General features: G+C 54.3%; 12 protein-coding genes and 1 pseudogene. 2 read left to right on the plus strand and 11 right to left on the minus strand.

Features of this window, described 5'->3' with window-relative positions; translation table 11 throughout:
* Positions 1 to 24: 24 nt before the first annotated feature.
* The 5 genes and pseudogenes from Q5Y71_RS06685 to Q5Y71_RS06705 all read right to left on the minus strand — a co-directional run bounded on the left by Q5Y71_RS06685 (position 25) and on the right by Q5Y71_RS06705 (position 5,436).
* Positions 25 to 1,054 (minus strand): annotated as a pseudogene (locus Q5Y71_RS06685) (IS256 family transposase).
* A gap of 61 nt (positions 1,055 to 1,115) precedes the next feature.
* Positions 1,116 to 1,829 carry an FkbM family methyltransferase gene (locus Q5Y71_RS06690; RefSeq protein ID WP_306041045.1) on the minus strand — a complete coding sequence of 238 codons (714 nt, stop codon included), beginning with the start codon at positions 1,827 to 1,829 and terminating at the stop codon, positions 1,116 to 1,118.
* 320 nt (positions 1,830 to 2,149) lie between these two features.
* Positions 2,150 to 2,929: an enoyl-CoA hydratase gene (locus Q5Y71_RS06695; RefSeq protein ID WP_306041046.1), complete on the minus strand. Its 780-nt coding sequence runs from the start codon at positions 2,927 to 2,929 to the stop codon at positions 2,150 to 2,152.
* 257 nt (positions 2,930 to 3,186) lie between these two features.
* Positions 3,187 to 4,107, minus strand: coding sequence for a dimethylarginine dimethylaminohydrolase family protein (locus Q5Y71_RS06700; RefSeq protein WP_306041047.1), 921 nt, complete (start codon positions 4,105 to 4,107; stop codon positions 3,187 to 3,189).
* An 81-nt stretch (positions 4,108 to 4,188) separates the two neighbouring features.
* On the minus strand, positions 4,189 to 5,436 hold the full coding sequence (locus tag Q5Y71_RS06705; RefSeq protein WP_306041048.1) for a Zn-dependent hydrolase: 1,248 nt from the start codon (positions 5,434 to 5,436) through the stop codon (positions 4,189 to 4,191).
* Positions 5,437 to 5,564: 128 nt separating this feature from the next.
* Here Q5Y71_RS06705 and Q5Y71_RS06710 point away from each other — a divergent pair, with 128 nt between their 5' ends.
* A complete protein-coding gene (locus tag Q5Y71_RS06710) occupies positions 5,565 to 6,347 on the plus strand; it encodes a tryptophan 2,3-dioxygenase (protein ID WP_301415021.1) in 783 nt (260 codons plus the stop codon).
* 161 nt (positions 6,348 to 6,508) lie between these two features.
* On the opposite strand, the gene Q5Y71_RS06715 is transcribed toward Q5Y71_RS06710, so the two are convergent.
* From Q5Y71_RS06715 to Q5Y71_RS06725, 3 genes are all read right to left on the minus strand, one after another.
* Entirely contained in the window at positions 6,509 to 6,928 is a 420-nt protein-coding gene (locus Q5Y71_RS06715; protein ID WP_306041049.1) for a biopolymer transporter ExbD, read from the minus strand.
* A 185-nt stretch (positions 6,929 to 7,113) separates the two neighbouring features.
* Positions 7,114 to 7,566, minus strand: a complete 453-nt coding sequence (locus Q5Y71_RS06720; protein ID WP_306041050.1) for a methylglyoxal synthase — start codon at positions 7,564 to 7,566, stop codon at positions 7,114 to 7,116.
* A gap of 188 nt (positions 7,567 to 7,754) precedes the next feature.
* Positions 7,755 to 9,152 (minus strand): tryptophanase, encoded by a 1,398-nt coding sequence (locus Q5Y71_RS06725; protein WP_306041051.1) that lies wholly within the window; start codon positions 9,150 to 9,152, stop codon positions 7,755 to 7,757.
* A 962-nt stretch (positions 9,153 to 10,114) separates the two neighbouring features.
* Between Q5Y71_RS06725 and Q5Y71_RS06730 the strand changes: the two genes are divergently transcribed.
* Positions 10,115 to 10,900 carry a hypothetical protein gene (locus Q5Y71_RS06730; RefSeq protein WP_306041052.1) on the plus strand — a complete coding sequence of 262 codons (786 nt, stop codon included), beginning with the start codon at positions 10,115 to 10,117 and terminating at the stop codon, positions 10,898 to 10,900.
* 76 nt (positions 10,901 to 10,976) lie between these two features.
* Here the strand turns inward: Q5Y71_RS06730 and Q5Y71_RS06735 are convergent, their stop codons facing one another.
* Genes Q5Y71_RS06735 through Q5Y71_RS06745 form a run of 3 tightly spaced genes read right to left on the minus strand, consistent with a single transcriptional unit; the run spans position 10,977 to position 16,292 of the window.
* Positions 10,977 to 11,903, minus strand: a complete 927-nt coding sequence (locus Q5Y71_RS06735; protein WP_306041053.1) for a phosphoribulokinase — start codon at positions 11,901 to 11,903, stop codon at positions 10,977 to 10,979.
* 40 nt (positions 11,904 to 11,943) lie between these two features.
* Positions 11,944 to 15,090: an efflux RND transporter permease subunit gene (locus Q5Y71_RS06740; RefSeq protein WP_306041054.1), complete on the minus strand. Its 3,147-nt coding sequence runs from the start codon at positions 15,088 to 15,090 to the stop codon at positions 11,944 to 11,946.
* Positions 15,087 to 16,292, minus strand: coding sequence for an efflux RND transporter periplasmic adaptor subunit (locus Q5Y71_RS06745; protein WP_306041055.1), 1,206 nt, complete (start codon positions 16,290 to 16,292; stop codon positions 15,087 to 15,089). Before Q5Y71_RS06745 ends, Q5Y71_RS06740 begins: the two co-directional genes overlap by 4 nt.
* Between the last annotated feature and the right edge of the window lie 128 nt (positions 16,293 to 16,420).

Genomic DNA, 16,420 nt, shown 5'->3' on the forward strand with positions numbered 1-16,420 from the left:
TGTGTAACCGCTCCTGCCAGTTGCTTATTGGTAGTCGGCGAGTGGACCACTGAACTCGATCATAAAGCGGTTTAGAGCTGGCTTCCAGTTACGGATTGGCATCGTCCATTTTTTTGAAGCAGCCTGCATAGCCAGGCACACCACCTTCATCGCGGCGTCGTCAGTAGGGAACACCTTGCGCTGCTTCGTGGCCTTGCGAATGACGCTGTTCAGAGACTCAATAGCGTTGGTGGTATAGATCACCTTGCGGATCTCCGGCGGATACTCAAACAGCGTAATCAAGTTTGGCCAGTGCGTGGCCCAAGACTTGCTAATCTGCGGGTAGGTGTCATCCCACTTCTCCGCGAAACGGTCTCGCTCCACCTGTGCAGCCGCTTCTGTGACCGCAGTATAGATTTCCTTCAGGTCAGCCGTAACCGCCTTGTAGTCCTTCCAGGAGACGTATTTCAGCGAGTTCCGCACCATGTGCACGATGCACAACTGAACCTTAGCCTCAGGGTATTCTGCAGCAATGGCTTCTGGAAAGCCTTTTAGCCCGTCTACACAGGCGATCAGGATATCTTCCAGACCGCGGTTCTTCAGTTCGGTGAGCACGGACAACCAGAACTTGCTTTGTGACCTTGGATACCAGGGCTGCAGAGACGTCGGCACCGTACATCTCTTTGAAGGCGTCGACGATGTCGCGGGTGCTCATGCCTCGTGCATACAGCGCGAGGATCTGGTCGTCCATCTGCGTTAAGCGGGTCTGCCTCTTGCGGACAAATTGGGGCTCGAAGGTACCTGCACGATCGCGGGGAGTGTTGATCTCCACATCCCCATGCTGGCCTTTTAGGCGCTTGGAACTGGTGCCGTTGCGGCTATTGCCGGAGTCGCGTCCGACGGAGTCGTGCTTGCTATAGCCGGGGTGCTCTTCAAGCTCAGCACCCAAGGCAGCCTCAACCGTCATCTTTACGAGCTTCTGGGTGAGGGTGTTGAGGTCAGCCTCGGACTTGATGCCCTTGGCCAGTTCGGTGGCATGCGCTTGCAGCTGCTGTTCGAAATCCTGATTATTCATGGTTTGCTCATGGTATTCTCCGGTTCAGAGTACGGAGGCATGAGCAGTTACACAATTTAATTTACACTCTCGAAGGCCTTATCATTACACAGTCAACCTCAATAATTGCATGCCCACTCTTTTCTTTGGATACCGGAAATAAACCTGACACTTCAAATCCGTACTTGCGATAAATATTCAAGCTCTCTGTGATGTCAGGCATGTTTTTGTAAATTTTCTTCAGAGCCATTTCAGATTGAAAGGTAGAGATATTTTTAATATTTCTTTGCCCGCCTGCAAATGCCTCGACATCAAATCCCTGAGTGTCTAATTTTAAATGAATTTTGGGCTGTACGGGCCCGCTGAAATTTTCTTCGATAAAGTTGTCCAGGGTTGATATTTTGACTATTCCTGAATTGCCAGCTTTTCCTCTTTCTTTAAGATAGTAGTCACTGTATTCATAAAAAGAAGAAAAGACATTATCAATATTGATCCTGAGCTCTCCACTTTCTCTTCCCAGGGCATAGTTATAGGAGAACCAATTTTTATCATCCTTGCTCGCTTCAATCAGTTCTTTATAGTACATTCTAACGGGCTCAAACGAGTGTATTTGTCCTTTGAAACCAATGGAGCGCAACAGCTTTCCATACTGCCCTCTGTTCGCTCCAACATCCAGAACGGTATCGATTTTAAAGTCGGCGAAAATTTTTTGTAAATGCCATTGTATTTTCAGAGCCTTCTCTTTTTTAACTATGTCATAGCCAAACAAATTGGCTAAAGGTCTAAACAAATTCATAGTTCAGTGGCACTTGATTAAGGCTTAGTAGTTCAGGCATATCCCACCACCTGCTGAAAAAATAAAGAAAGTTGATCAAAAGTGGTAAGATATTTTGAACAGTAAACGCAACAACCCATTTTAAAACCAATCATCATGGGCAACGGGTATACCCACCAACCCAGAGCTTGCCAACGTTTCCAAAGCAGTTAATGGACTCAGCTATGATCACCGGCAGCCTGGTGCTCTGGTCCTCCTACAGAAGGCTTTCACCACATTGGTTCATACCCATGCCGGGCGTACATATTACACATCCATAACCGCTTCTGGCGACCGTGGATTTAATCAAAGTGGGAGAAGTCAGCGGGCCGCTTCTCCATAAAGGCGGTTGCAGCCTCTTTAAATTCCTCGGAAGCCAGGCGCTCCTTGAAGTGGCGGCCCTCATTCTGGATAAATTCCAGGCCTTTTTCCTCGGTGGCTTGGCGCAGCAGTTGCTTGGTCAAACGCACTGCCGCAGGCGCCTTCGCTGCCAGCTCAGCAGCGGCTTCGCGGGCGCGAACAATTGCCTGCTCAGGCTCTACCGCAGCGTTACAAATACCAATTTCCACCGCATCCTCAGCCGAGAACTTCTTGCTGAGCAGCAGCAGTTCTGAGGCCTTGGCATGACCTGCAATACGGGGCAACAGGTAACTGGAACCATACTCCGGACACAATCCCAGGTTCACAAAAGGCATCTGGAACATGGCGTCTTCACCGGCGAAAGACAGGTCGCAGTGCAACAGCATAGTGGTGCCGATTCCCACTGCCGGGCCATTTACCGCTGCAACTACCGGTTTGGGAAAATTGTACAGCGCGCTCATAAACTGATATACCGGCGACGCTTCACCCTCTGCAGAGCCCCCGAGGAAATCCATCAGGTCATTGCCACTGGTGAAGTTGCCCCCGGCACCAGTGATGATAACCACTCGAATATCCCTGTTGTCGGCAGCACGGTTAAACAGCTCCGCCATGGCGGAATACATGGCCATGGTCAGGGCATTCTTGCGCTCGGGACGATTGATGGTAATTTCCAGTATACGATCACTGACGTGAGCCTGAATTTCCTCACATGCGCTTTGCATAGTATTCTCCGGGTTTGGAATCCAATGGGGCTGGCTGGCAGCCTTTCAGACTGGCCTGCGAGAAAGCTGTCTCACGCTAGCAACCCCTTTTTTTGGCGCTGTGCCGAGTCAATAACGGCGAGCCACCGGTTCAGAGAAGCCATAGTACCGGCTGCGCTCGCGTAAGCGAGTTCATAAACAACCACATTCGTTGACGGGAAGAGCCCGGCAGCCGCTGGCCGCCGGGTAAATTGGCTGGCATCTGGAGAACAGCGCCATTACAACCTCAACGCTGAATCCCTGCGCAGGGGCTGGCACATGCAGTGAACACCACCCCCACCGGGGGTAATCATGGAGATGTCCGGATCGATCACCTCCAGGCCGTGGGCGCGGCACTTGTCAGCCAGGTCGGTATTGGCCCTGGGCAGCATCACCCGGTCATTGCCCAGAGCCACTACGTTTACCCCCAGCTCCAGCACCTGCGGAAAGGGGATATCGATAATCTCAATATTACGGCTCTTGAACCACTGCACCAGGCTGAGCTCTACTGCATCGACACAGACAACCGCCAGCTTTTCCGCCAGCATCGCCACCATCACATCGATATGCAGGAAGAAGGGATCAAACTGGTAACCCTTCACTTCCCAGCCCTCTTTTTCCACCCAGCCCTGCATTTGTTTGAAGCCCTGGGAGCTGGTGCGCTCGCCAGAGTAACCGCACAGGATCACGCCCGGTTCCAGCAGCATAAAATCACCGCCCTCAAGGGAGCCCGCAGTAATCACATCGTAGATGGGGATTTCCAGTTCGACATACTTCTTGACAATGGGAACCCACTCACCGCGGCGCCAGGGACTGTACATCTGTGTCACAATAGGTCCCCAGGGAGTCATCACTGATGAATCGCGCCCATAGATCTGATACGGCAGGCTATTGTCAGCCGGGATCAGGTGCGTGTTCACCCCCGCATGGCGATAAGCATCCAGCATCTCTGTATGTTGGGCTTTTGCCACCTTGTGATCGAACTGCATGCCCAATCGCTCGGCGCGGCGGGCACTGGCATTGCCGGTGCGCCAGCTGAAGTTATCCACAGGCCCGATAAGAACATCGCGCAGCACACCGTATTCGGAATCCATGCCCCAGTGGTTAAGCGCAGCGGTACCGCCGTTATCCTTGCGGTACTTCAAGGTAAATTCACGCATCTGATCCATCCAACTCTTTTATGGCGGGCCACTGGCACCAGATGCCAGCAGCTCTTTTACTCACATCAAATGTTTACCGGCTCAGGCCAACTCCGCACTGGCGAGCATCGCTTGGAGCAATACATTGCAGCCAGCTTCAAGGTGCGCCGGTTCTGCGGACTCAGCCTCATTGTGGGAAAGCCCCCCGGCACAGGGGACAAAAATCATGGAGGCCGGGGCAACCCTGGAAACATAGACTGCATCGTGGCCGGCGCCGGAAACCATGCGGTGATGACTGTAACCCAACCGCTGTGCCGCACTGTGCACCGCTTCGATGCAGTCCTTATCAAAGGCCACTGGTGGTGAGTGCCACTCCTCACGCACAGTGATGGCAACGCCAGTGGCTTCCTGGACCTGCGCCGCCAGACGGTAGAGGGTACGGTGCAGATGCGTCAGGCCCTCCGGCGCGGGATGGCGCAAGTCCAAAGCCAGTACCACCTTTTCCGGCACGGTATTGCGGCTGCCCGGCTCGGCACGCAGATCGCCGCAGGTGATTCTGGCGTCGCCAGAGTAAGCCTTCACTTCGGCATAAAGCCTCTCACAAAGCCCGGACAGGGCCTGTACCGGATCGCGGCGGTCCTCCATAGGCGTGGGACCGGCGTGACAGGGTGTGCCGGAGAAGGTGACATCGTACCAGCGGATACCCTGTACTCCGGTCACCACGCCAATCACCTGATTCTGCTTTTCCAGAACCGGTCCCTGCTCGATATGGGCTTCAAAAGCCGCCTTGATCTGGGTGGGTTGGGCCGGCTCTGATCCCAGGTAACCGATACGCGCCAGTTCCTCCCCGATACTTTTGCCGGCTTTGTCCCTGCGACTGTGGCCATACTCAAGACTGAATTCTCCTGCCCATACTCCAGAGCCCACCATCGCCGGGGAAAAACGTGCTCCCTCCTCATTGGTCCACACCACCAGTTCCAGCGGCGCTCTGGTCCTGACCCCCTTTCCCTCCAGGGTACGCAGCACCTCCAGGCCCGCCAGCACGCCGTACACACCGTCGAACTTGCCACCGGTAGGCTGGGTATCCAGATGTGACCCTGTCATGACTGCGGGCAGGCTGTTGTCGACCCCGGGGCGCCGGGCAAAGAGATTTCCCATACGATCCACACGGATCTCACAACCGATTTCCCGGCACCAGCGCACGAACAGATCGCGCCCCTCGCGATCCTCATCGGTGAGTGCCTGGCGGTTGCAACCCCCGGCCGGGGTCGCGCCAATTTCAGCCATTGCCATCAGGCTGCGCCACAGACGGGCGCCATCAACGCGCAGTTGTTGTGCGGGATTTTTCATGCAAAGAACTCCGGACCGGGTATTGCGCAATATACTAATCAATCTGCCGAAACTTTTGTTTTGATCCGGGCGGGTGAAAGTGCGCATTATTTCGTGATTGATCAAAACCTGACCAGGACGCAATCCACATGCCTCTTACCTATAGCAGTTACCTTCAGTTAGATGCGCTTTTACAGTGTCAAAAGCCGCTCTCAGAGGGCCCGGAGCACGACGAATTACTGTTTATTGTGATTCACCAAAGCTATGAGCTTTGGTTCAAGCAAATGCTCCATGAGCTGGATTACCTGGTGCGCCTGTTCAATGCCGGTGAGCGCAACCGCGCCCTGCATACCCTCAAGCGGGTGGATGCAATTTACCGCACCCTGATCCAGCAGGTGGATATCCTCGAGACCCTGACCCCACTCGAATTCCTCTCCTTTCGGGACCGCCTCTCCAGTGCCAGCGGTTTCCAGTCCTTTCAGTTCCGTGAACTGGAGTTCCTGTATGGCGCCAAGGACCCAAAGAAACTGGACAACTATACACCGGGTTGCGAACACTACCGCCGCTTGCACCAACGTCTGGCCTCCCCGACACTCTGGGATGCTTTCCTAAGATTCCTTGTTCATGAGGGACACCAGGTACCCAAAAGTGTATTGGAGAGGGATGTCAGCCAGGTTGCGGAGCCTTCTCCAGCCGTGCAGAACATACTGATCGATATTTACCGCAATGACCCCCTGGTTAGCGAGATCTGCGAGGCCCTGGTGGATATCGATATTTCCCTGCAGCAGTGGCGCTACCGGCATGTGAAGATGGTGGAGCGCACCATTGGCAGCAAAAGCGGCACCGGGGGCTCCAGTGGCGTTGGCTACCTGCAGAGTACCTTGCACAAGACGGTGTTTCCCGATTTGTGGGCTATCCGCTCGGAATTCTGACCGCAGGCGCTGGCGATCGGCCCGCTTGGGCTATAGCGGGCAGGGGCCACACAAAGGATGTATTTGCGGGAAAAGCCGCCCTCTGTCATGGACCGACACCATTGTGGTACATAAAAAAAGCCAGCGGATCGCTGGCTTTTTTGACTCAGTACAAGCCGCACTCAGTTTTCGGAAGGAACCAGGGATACCTGTATGCCCGGGCTAACTTCCTTGGCCGCATCCGCGATCTGTACATAGGTATCGGCACTGGACTTGTTGTGCGCACGCACAATCACAATGGCCTCGGGGTTCTCGGCGTACAACTGGGCAATGCGGGCGCGCACGGCACGGGTATCAATACGGCTGCCACCCAGGGTGATCTCGTCATTGGCATCCACCATCAGCAGGATGTTCTTATTATCCTCATTAGTTCTCTGATCAGTCTCATTCGGGTCCGGCACATTGACATCCAACGCCTTCTCTTTCACAAAGGACGCCGTCACAATAAAGAAGATCAGCATGATAAATACAACGTCCAGCATGGGCGTCAGGTCGATATCCGCCTTTTCTTCTTCTACGGCCTTTCCGCGTCTTCTACTCATAAAACACCGTGCAGTTATCAAATATCAAGGGTGCCGGTTTAACCGGTCTGATCAGGAGGGCAAGATTGCCGCGAATTGGCAAGCATTGCAAGCACAACCTATTACCCGAAAAAATAACTATTGTAAATCAATAAGTTATGTAAAAAAACCACACTGGCAGGTTATTTTTTGAGCAACAAATCCGATTAGCGCTGTTTCAGGTAACACTGGTAATCCGGCACCTCCCGGCCAAAGGAGCGCTCCATCAGGGCGGACTGCACCATCATATCGGCACTGCTCGAATTACAGGCCACGGGAATATTCCACACCGCTGCAATGCGCAACAGCGCCTTGACATCCGGATCGTGGGGCATGGGCTCAAAGGGGTCCCAGAAGAAGACAAGAAAGTCCACCTTGCCTTCGCTGATCCGCGCTCCCAACTGTTGGTCACCGCCAAGGGGGCCGCTCAGCAGCTTTTCGACTTTCAGACCGGTAGCGGCCTCTATTTTGCCCCCCGTGGTCCCTGTGGCCAGAAGGTAATGCTTCTGCAGCGATATGCGATGCCGGGAGCACCATTGGATCATCGCACTCTTGCGATGATCGTGGGCAACCAGGGCAACTCGCTTGTTGGCCGGTAGGGGTTTAGTAATAAATTCCATCTGCTCCTCAACGCGGGGGACAGTCCCCAGCAATCCTATAGTATCCCAATTTCTCCAGCCTGCGCGTCTTTTCCCAAGTCAGGGCGGTTTAGGTACCCCCCCTACTTTCACCCTACAATCCCCTCAATCGCCGGGTCAACCGCCGGAGGGCTCTCCCGTGCACCATCGGTACCCCCCAGATCGTTCGCCTACAGAGACCGGAATCTCGCCGTAAAATGCCGCAACACCGGAGGTTCGTATTCAAATTCCAGGCCCTTTAACCGGTGGGCCCGCTTTTGCAGCTCGATAATGGCTTCTGCGATATAGTCCATATGATCATTGGTATAAACCCGACGAGGAATCGTCAGGCGCATCAATTCCAGTTCTGCCTTCTTCTGCTGCCCGGTTTCCGGATCCCGTCCCAGCAGCAGCGATCCGATCTCCACTGCGCGAATCCCCGCCTCCAGATACAGCGCATTGGCCAATACCTGTGCGGGAAATTGTTCCGGCGAGATCTGCGGTAACATTTTGGCGGCATCCACAAAAACCGCATGGCCCCCGGTAGGGTATTGAATGGGTACCCCCCCTTCCCGCAGCCGTTCTCCCAGATAGGCCACCTGGCCAATGCGGTAATGCAGAAAATGTACATCCGCGGCCTCGTAGAGTCCGCGCGCCAACGCCTCCATATCGCGCCCGGCCATACCGCCATAGGTCACAAAGCCCTCCATGGGCACACAGCGGGTACGCACCGCCTGGAAAAGCTCCTCATGATCGCGAATGCAGCAGAGACCCCCAATATTCACCATAGGGTCTTTCTTTGCCGACAGGGTCAGCATATCGCCGTAGCGGTACATTTCGCGAATGATCTCAAGGATTGATTTGTCCCCGTAACCCGCTTCTCGTTGTTGGATAAAGTAGGCATTCTCGCAATACCGCGCTGAATCGATCACCACCGGAATATCGTATCCGGTAGCGATTTCGTAAACCGCCCGCATATTCGCCATGGAAACCGGCTGCCCGCCAGCGCTGTTACAGGTCACCGTGGTAATAATTGCACAGATATTTTGCGACCCGTGCGCCTCAATGGTGTTCACCAGTTTATGTAAATCAAAGTTACCTTTCCAATCGTAGGCGGTCGTGGTATCAAATGCGCGCTCATCCACCACATTGACCGCTTTGCCACCATTGAGCTCAATGTGACCGGCGGTAGTGTCAAAATGATAGTTTGAGACAAATACCGGCGTGGTGCCGCCGCGGACCTGGCGCATGCGCTCTATCAGCGCCGGAAACAGCATCTGCTCTGCCCCCCGGCCCTGGTGCGCGGGCACGGTTAACTGATAGCCAAAGAAATGCTCAACGGCCTTGCAAAGATTGTAATAATTGCGGCTGCCCGCATAGGACTCATCCCCCAGCATCAACCCCGCCCACTGGTTATCACTCATGGCACCTGTGCCAGAGTCAGTGAGCAAGTCAATATAGACATCATCACTGCGCAGTAGGAAAGGGTTCAGGCCCGCTTGCACCAGGGCTACTTCACGGTCTGCCCGGGTTGTCATTTTGATCGGCTCAACCATCTTGATGCGGAAGGGTTCAGGAATACGCTTCATGGTTATTGTCCTCGTAAATCCATCCAGCGCCCTTGGTACCGAAACTGCCACTGGAACTGCCTATTGTTACAGGAATTCCAGTGTACAGTCGAAGAAAGGAATAGGCCATGGCGATACGCCCGGGTTTACCTGTACATAAAAAGAGGATGCTCCCCAGCGGTATCACGGATCCGCAACCCTCTCTGCCATGGCAATGCCACCTTGCGCTTCTATAGGCAGACTCGCTGGCAATGTCTTCGCTCAAGGCCTGTGTCTTTTTATAGAAGTCTGTGCATGCCCTGCCAGTTTTGCCCGCCAAAATGACCCGGCTCTCAAACAATCTACACAGGGGGTCCACAGGTCCTGAAGAGTAAGGCGGCAGAACAAAATGTCATTGCGGCCGATCAGTGCCTTTGGCGCATCGGCAAGGCCATGCAATTTCGTCACTGCTGCAAGAACCGTTGTCGAGAAGAGCGGGAAAGACCTACTGGATTGCTGGATGTATTGAACAAAATGGAAAAACATACAAAATAGCGCGCAGCGGGATAGTTGAAAGCATTTGAGCCCTCCCTGCTTAATCGACAGGTCTCCAAAACCACTGCGAGGGTATCCCGAGGTAACGGCTCAACTATTCGATGTATTGTACTGTTTGCGAATACTTGCCACACCAGTAAGAGAGAAAAAGCCGGTTGCCATACGGGCACCTGAATAAACATCAAAAGCATCTGAGAACGCGCCCACAGATCAAAAATCGGTAAAAAGAGCATTTTTTTCTTTATTTAACAAAATTTCTTATAAAACACTTGCATTTAGGTATATAAATAAGCTGCAATTAGCGCCGCTCGCTTGGGGGGACTCACTATCAATTGTTTTTTGCTGAGTAAAAGTGGTTTGAACGATGTAGATAACCACAGAGGTGGCTGAGAATAATTGATAGGAATACCCCCATTTCTAGAACAATTCTTTTCACAGGGATATATATAATGGCTAGCAAGAAAGTACCCAAAACCGCTATCGATAACGTTGCCAAACTGGAAGCAGAGCTGCTCTCCCTTACCGCCAAACTGGCAAGTGCCCGTCTCAAGCAAGAGAAGGATGCGATTGGCAGAGTGGAAAAATTGGCAAAAGACGCCAAGAAAGCCGTCGTAAAGGCGAAAACCGCCCAACAAAAGCTGGCTGCCGTAAGAGCCAAGAAAAAAACTCCTGCCCAACAGCGGCAGCTTCAGAAAGCCCGTGATGACGTCGCAGCGGCCAAAACCGTTGCAGTTGAAATCAAGGGTGCTGCGGCAGAAGCCAAAGAGAAGCTGGCTACGATCAAAGTCGCAAACAAGCTCGCCTCTCAGGTAGCCAAGATTGTCGCCAAAGAGGAAGCGGCTATTGCCAAGAAACTGGCTGCTGCAGAGAAAAAGAAAGCTGTTTCTGAAGCCAAAAAAGCTGCTGCTGCTGCCAAGAAGGCCGCTGCCGCGGAGAAAAAGCAAGCCGCTGCACAGAAAAAAGCCGCTGTAAAGAAAAAGCCCGGCCGCCCGGCCAAAAGTGAGGCTGCCAAGAAAAAACCGGGGCGTCCCAGAAAAGCTGATACCGCAGCCACTCCGGCAAAACGTGGTCGTGGACGTCCACCAAAGGCCGAAACCGTCAGCAAGAAACCGGGACGCCCGGCCAAAAGCGCAACGGCCAAGAGAAAGCCAGGGCGCCCAAAGAAAGCTGAGAGCGCAACTGCAGCAGCCGCTCCAGCAAAGCGTGGCCGCGGCCGGCCGCCAAAGGCCAAGTGAAATATCCGGCTGGGGTGTGAAAACTCCGGCCGGTTCATGCCCCGGCTCCGTCGGGGTACAACCTCATAACCACCGCTCAGTGCCTCAGCCTGACCGCTTCAATCCGGTGGTCCTCCCCCAACAAAAAAACACAATCTGCCCACTCGGGCATCTCCGCAATCAAATTGCGGGTTATCCTTTCGTAGTGCTGCACAAAGCGCAGCAATTCCCTGTCCTGCAAGCCCTTGCCGCCAGTTTGTTCACGCAGCTTTTGCTCCTGTAACTTCCGCCACTCGAGAATAGATTCCATACTCGGCGCTTTCAGCATCACTATCACCTCGGGCAATGCAAACAGATCCCGATAAGGACCTGCAAGCTGCCAGTTGATAAAGTGCCTCCAGGTACCGGAGGCATCTTCTGACTGCTCCAGAGCATTCAATGGGAAAACCGGATTGAGCGATGGTTTGGCCCCCAGGCACCACCCTTCCAGCAATACAATATCAACCGGACCCGTGTGTTGCGGCCAGGCAGCACGAGGTACACGCTCATCGAGAGATTTGTCAAAACGCGGTAAGGGCGTCACTGACTGCGCCCCTGCCCTACAGAGGGCGTTGAGAGTGTCAATGCCCAGCTGTACGTCGTGCGTACCCGGCACCCCACGGGTCAACAGGAGGGGGTGTATTCCGCGCGCGAGCTGCTGTCGCTCGGCGCGGGTGAGGTAGAGATCATCCAAAGAGAGTGTGCAGCAGTGGTTGCCCAACTCGGTCAACACAATTTGAAGAAAATCAGTCAGTGTGGACTTCCCCGTGCCCTGGCCACCACTGATACCCACAATCAACGTTTTCCCCGGCCTATGCCGCTCCCGCAACCATAGTGTGAGGGGCAGGTAATGGTCTCTTACTACCCGATGAAATACAGCCGGTAATCGGTGCTGCCGAATAAAACCCTCAATGACCTCACCGGGAAGTTTGCCTGCGAGTTTCTGACTGTGCGCGATAAGCTGTCGGGGCCAGGCATTGACCATGTTCGATTCCTCTCAAAAGCTACTGGTACAGACAACGGCGCTAGCGCTGGCCTCTAAACGCGGCAACAGGTAGCCAGCGGCGCACATGCCCCGGCAGCACCAACATCACCGGTGTCACCAACAGTGTGAGCAGCGTGGAAAAAGAGAGGCCATAGACAATGGCACTGGCAAGTTTGACCCAGAACGAGGCAATAACCCCATCGACCACCACATTCCTGCCCACCATATCCACACTCACCCCCAGCGCCAATGGCAACAGCCCTAAAATGGTGGTGGCGGTGGTCAGAAATACCGGGCGCAGTCTCTGCGTCGCCGCTTTGAGCACAGCCTGAGTCGTGCTGAGTTGGGACTCCTGCTTGCGAACAAAATTGTAGGTATCAATTAGTACAATGTTGTTGTTTACGACAATACCCGCAAGGGCAACGATCCCAACCCCAGTCATAATTACACTGAAAGTACTCTGGGTAAGCAGAAGACCAAGCAGGACTCCAGTGGTGGACATAATCACAGAGGACAGGATTAGCAGGGACTGGTAAAAGCTATTGAATTGCGTCACCAGCAAAATAAACATCAGAAACAACGCGAGCAGGAAAGCCACACCCAAAAACTGAAAAGAGGCATTCTGCTCCTCATCGGCGCCTCTGAACAACAACGCAATACCCGGGTCCACCGGATTGCGCTTCAACCATGCCCGGATTTCCTTCACCTTGTCGTCCGGCAGCACACCCTCCTGTGCATCCGCCTTGACTTGCATACGGGTAATGCCATTAATCCGCTCAATGTTATCCACTCTGGGCATCGCTTCGGTGTGTACGAAACTGCTGACAGGCACTGTGCCACGTTCGGTATTTACTTTCAGGTCATCCAACGCGGCAAGTCCGCGGGCGCTCTGTGGATACCGAATGCGAATGTCCACCTCTTCATCCGTATCATCTGGGCGATATTCAGCCACACGAACGCCATTGGTTACCAGCTGCACTGCGCGTCCCACTTCAGTAAGATCGGCCCCATACAAGGCCGCTTTGGCGCGATCCACCCGCACCTCCCACTGAATACCTGGCACCGGGGCCGTACTCACGATATCTCTAAGACCATCGAATTCGTCCTCCATGGCCCGCTGCAGGCGCTGGGTTTCCAGCAGTAGTTTTTCATAATCCTGTCCGCGCAACTCCAGCACAATATCCTTACCGACCGGGGGGCCCCCTTCCATCACATTAGCGGTCACTTTGATTCCGGCAAAACTGGCGGTACGCGCGCGAATATCCGCAAAGATAGCGCCGCTGCGACGCTCGCGCGCCTCTGCAGGCAACAGCTCCACTAACAAGTTGGCAATCTGGTCCGGCGCCCGGTCCGTTTTGCCGGATATCCCCCCGGAGCCTATGGTCGTATGGGCAATACGCACCTCGGGTACAGCAAGTATCGCCTGTTCCACCTGTGCCACCAGCACTTTCTTTTCCGCCATGGATAAGTTGCCCTGAGCCCGAACCTCCACATTGCCGTATTGCTCCTCGGTCTCGGTAAAAAACTCGACCCCGGCTCCATAGCGGCCAAAGCCAATAAAAATCCCAACAAGTACCGCAATGGTGACCGCAAAGGCAGTGGCAGGACGGCGCAGAATCAACATCAACAGGCGGGCATAGTGTCCCGTAATGCCCGCCAGGGCCGTAGGCTGCCCCTCCTCCAGTTGCCTCAGGTAACCCCGGGTGGACGCGCTCAGATGACTCTTGCCAAACAGGGAGCCCAGCACTGGGGCGAAAAAGAGTGCGTATAAGAGAGAACCAGCCAATACAGCGAAAACCGTGACCGGCAGATAGCGCATAAACTCCCCTACCACACCCGGCCAAAACATAATGGGCAGAAATGCGGCGAGCGTTGTTGCAGTGGAAGCGACTACCGGCCAGAACATACGGGTTGCCGAGGCGATATAGGCGCTGCGCGCGCTCAAACCCTCGGCCATCTTGCGATCGGCAAATTCGGTAATCACGATGGAACCGTCGATCAGCATCCCCAGTGCCAGCAACATACCGAACATCACCATAAAATTGAAGGAATAGCCCAACAACCAAGTGACAATAGCGCCAAATAACAGCGAGAAAGGCACGCCCAATCCCACCAATATCCCCGAGCGAAAACCCAGTGCAGCAACCACAATAATCATTACCAACAGCATAGCGGTGAGAATATTGCCCTGCATTTCGCTGACCATATCCCGCGCGAAATTGGATTGGTCAAATACAAATTTCACCTCCATGTCCCGGGGCAATGCCCCCATCTCTTCCAGTACAACCTCCCTGACCCGGTCCGTCACATCGACAGAGCTGGCATCACTGCGCTTCTTGACATTGATAGCAAGGCCGGGGACGCCATTGATACTGGTATAACTGGCCGCATCCTTAAAAGTGCGCCGGATGTCGGTAACATTCCCCAGAGTTACCACGCCATCTCGAGAGGTTTTTAAGGGGATGTCATAGACATCCCGCGCCGTTTCGATAAGCCCCGGAACCTTTACAGAAAAGCGGCCGCGTTCTGTATCCAGCTCACCGGCGGGAATCATCAGATTATTGCCCAGCACCGCATTGATCAGTTCGGCGCTGGTCACCTGGTAGTGTTCCAAACGCACGGGGTCAATAGTGATCTCGACTACCTCTTCGCGATTACCGCGCAGATCCGCACTCAATACATCGCTGATATTTTCGATCTTGCGCTTCAACCGCTGGGCACTACTCAACAAAGTGCGCTCACTGAGCTTCTCCCCGGAAAGGGTAACCACGATTGTGGGGAATGGCTGTGCCGAGACCTCTTCAACTGTCGGTTCCTCAGCATCCCGAGGCAATTCCGCTCTGGCCCTCTCCACCGCATTGCGAATATCGTCAACCGCATCATCCACATTGATTGCAGAGTCGAACTCCACCACAATATATGCGAGTGATTCGCGGGCAACCGCTATCACTTCCACAACACCCTCAACCGCCCGTATCTCCTGCTCCAGCGGGCGCACCAGCAATCGCACACCATCCTCGGGAGAAATTCCTTCATGGGTGACCTGCACTATCACAAAGGGAGGGTTGACTTCGGGGCTGGATTCAATCGTCATCGCGCTGCGCGCCACCAACCCAATCAGAATGATCAGCAACATCAGACTGAGCGTACTGCGATTTCGCTCAATCCCGTTTTTCAGTATCTTCACCGCTGGTTACCCCTCTCGGCGGGGTGCTGCTCAGCGGTTGGCATTAAGACTGACCCCGGTGGGATATCATCGGGCCGGGAGGCACTGTCGACATCCTGCTCGGGCGCAATCATTTCCACCTGGACAAGATCGCCGGTGCTGACATATTCCTGGCCAACGGTGATCAGGGTAGCTTGATGTGGCAGGCCACCGACCCAAACGCTCCCATCCTCATCGCCTACAAGGGTGACTTTGACAAATTCCACACGATCATCGGCATCGAGAATACGCACGCCCAGTTCGCCGCGATCATCCAGCGTCAACAGGGAGGCGTTAATGCGATGCGCCATGATCTCTCCCGTGGGCAGTGCCAAACGCCCGCTCAACCCACCGCGCAACTTATTGCCGGGGTTGTGTACCGCCATCTCGACCCGGTAGGCACGCGTGATTTCCTGAGCCTGTTGGCTGATATAACGCAGTGTGCCCTGCACCGGAATACCCCCCTGCAATTGTGCGCTGGCAGAGCCACCGGGAATCAGGTTACCCACCTGGTTTTCCGCCACCTCACCGACCACCAGTATCGGGTCCAGATCCAGCACGGTTGCACAGGTTTCACCGCGGCGAATAAAATCCCCCAACTCCACCGCTCGACTGTTCACCACCCCGTCAAATGGCGCTCGGATCTTAAGGTCATCCACCGACACTTTCGCCCGAACGTAATCTCGTTTGGCAAGGGCCAGGGCAACCTGCTGCTGGGCCATGGCCGCCTCAGCCAGCAAACCTTGCTTTTTCAGATTCAGGGCACCGGCGTAATCCAGTTCAGCCTTGCGCTGTGCCGCCTCGGCAAGAGCGAGTTGCTCCTGGCGGTCCTCCGCCCCAATCTCACAAATCACTTCCCCCTGCCGTACAATGCTTCCCTCCGCCACCGGAAGACGGGTAATCACCCCATCCAACTCCGCGCGCAGACGCACACTGCGGTTGGCTTCGGTATAACCATTGACTAGTACCTGCGTAATAAAAGACTGGGCGCCGATTTGCCGGGCCTGAACCCGCTGGGAAGCCCCGGGCCTGGTCATTGTTGCCTCACCGGCTTCCCCGTCCCCGGTGCCCTGATTGTCCGGAAGTAGTACACCGCTCAATAGCCAGGCGGCAGCCAAAAGGGCGACAAGCGCTGCCACCCGATAGTTGTGGTTGGACCAGATGGACGCCAGTGAACTTATCATTCAAAAAACCTGTTGAGAAAAACAAAGCGATCAGTGTAAGAATGGAAACTGCGCTTAATCACGCTGATCATCGCAGCACCCTGCACTGGTCAAATTTTACATAGTGAGAACTGATTCCAAAAATAAAT

The organism is Microbulbifer sp. 2205BS26-8 (assembly GCF_030731025.1).
GTDB lineage: Bacteria > Pseudomonadota > Gammaproteobacteria > Pseudomonadales > Cellvibrionaceae > Microbulbifer > Microbulbifer spongiae.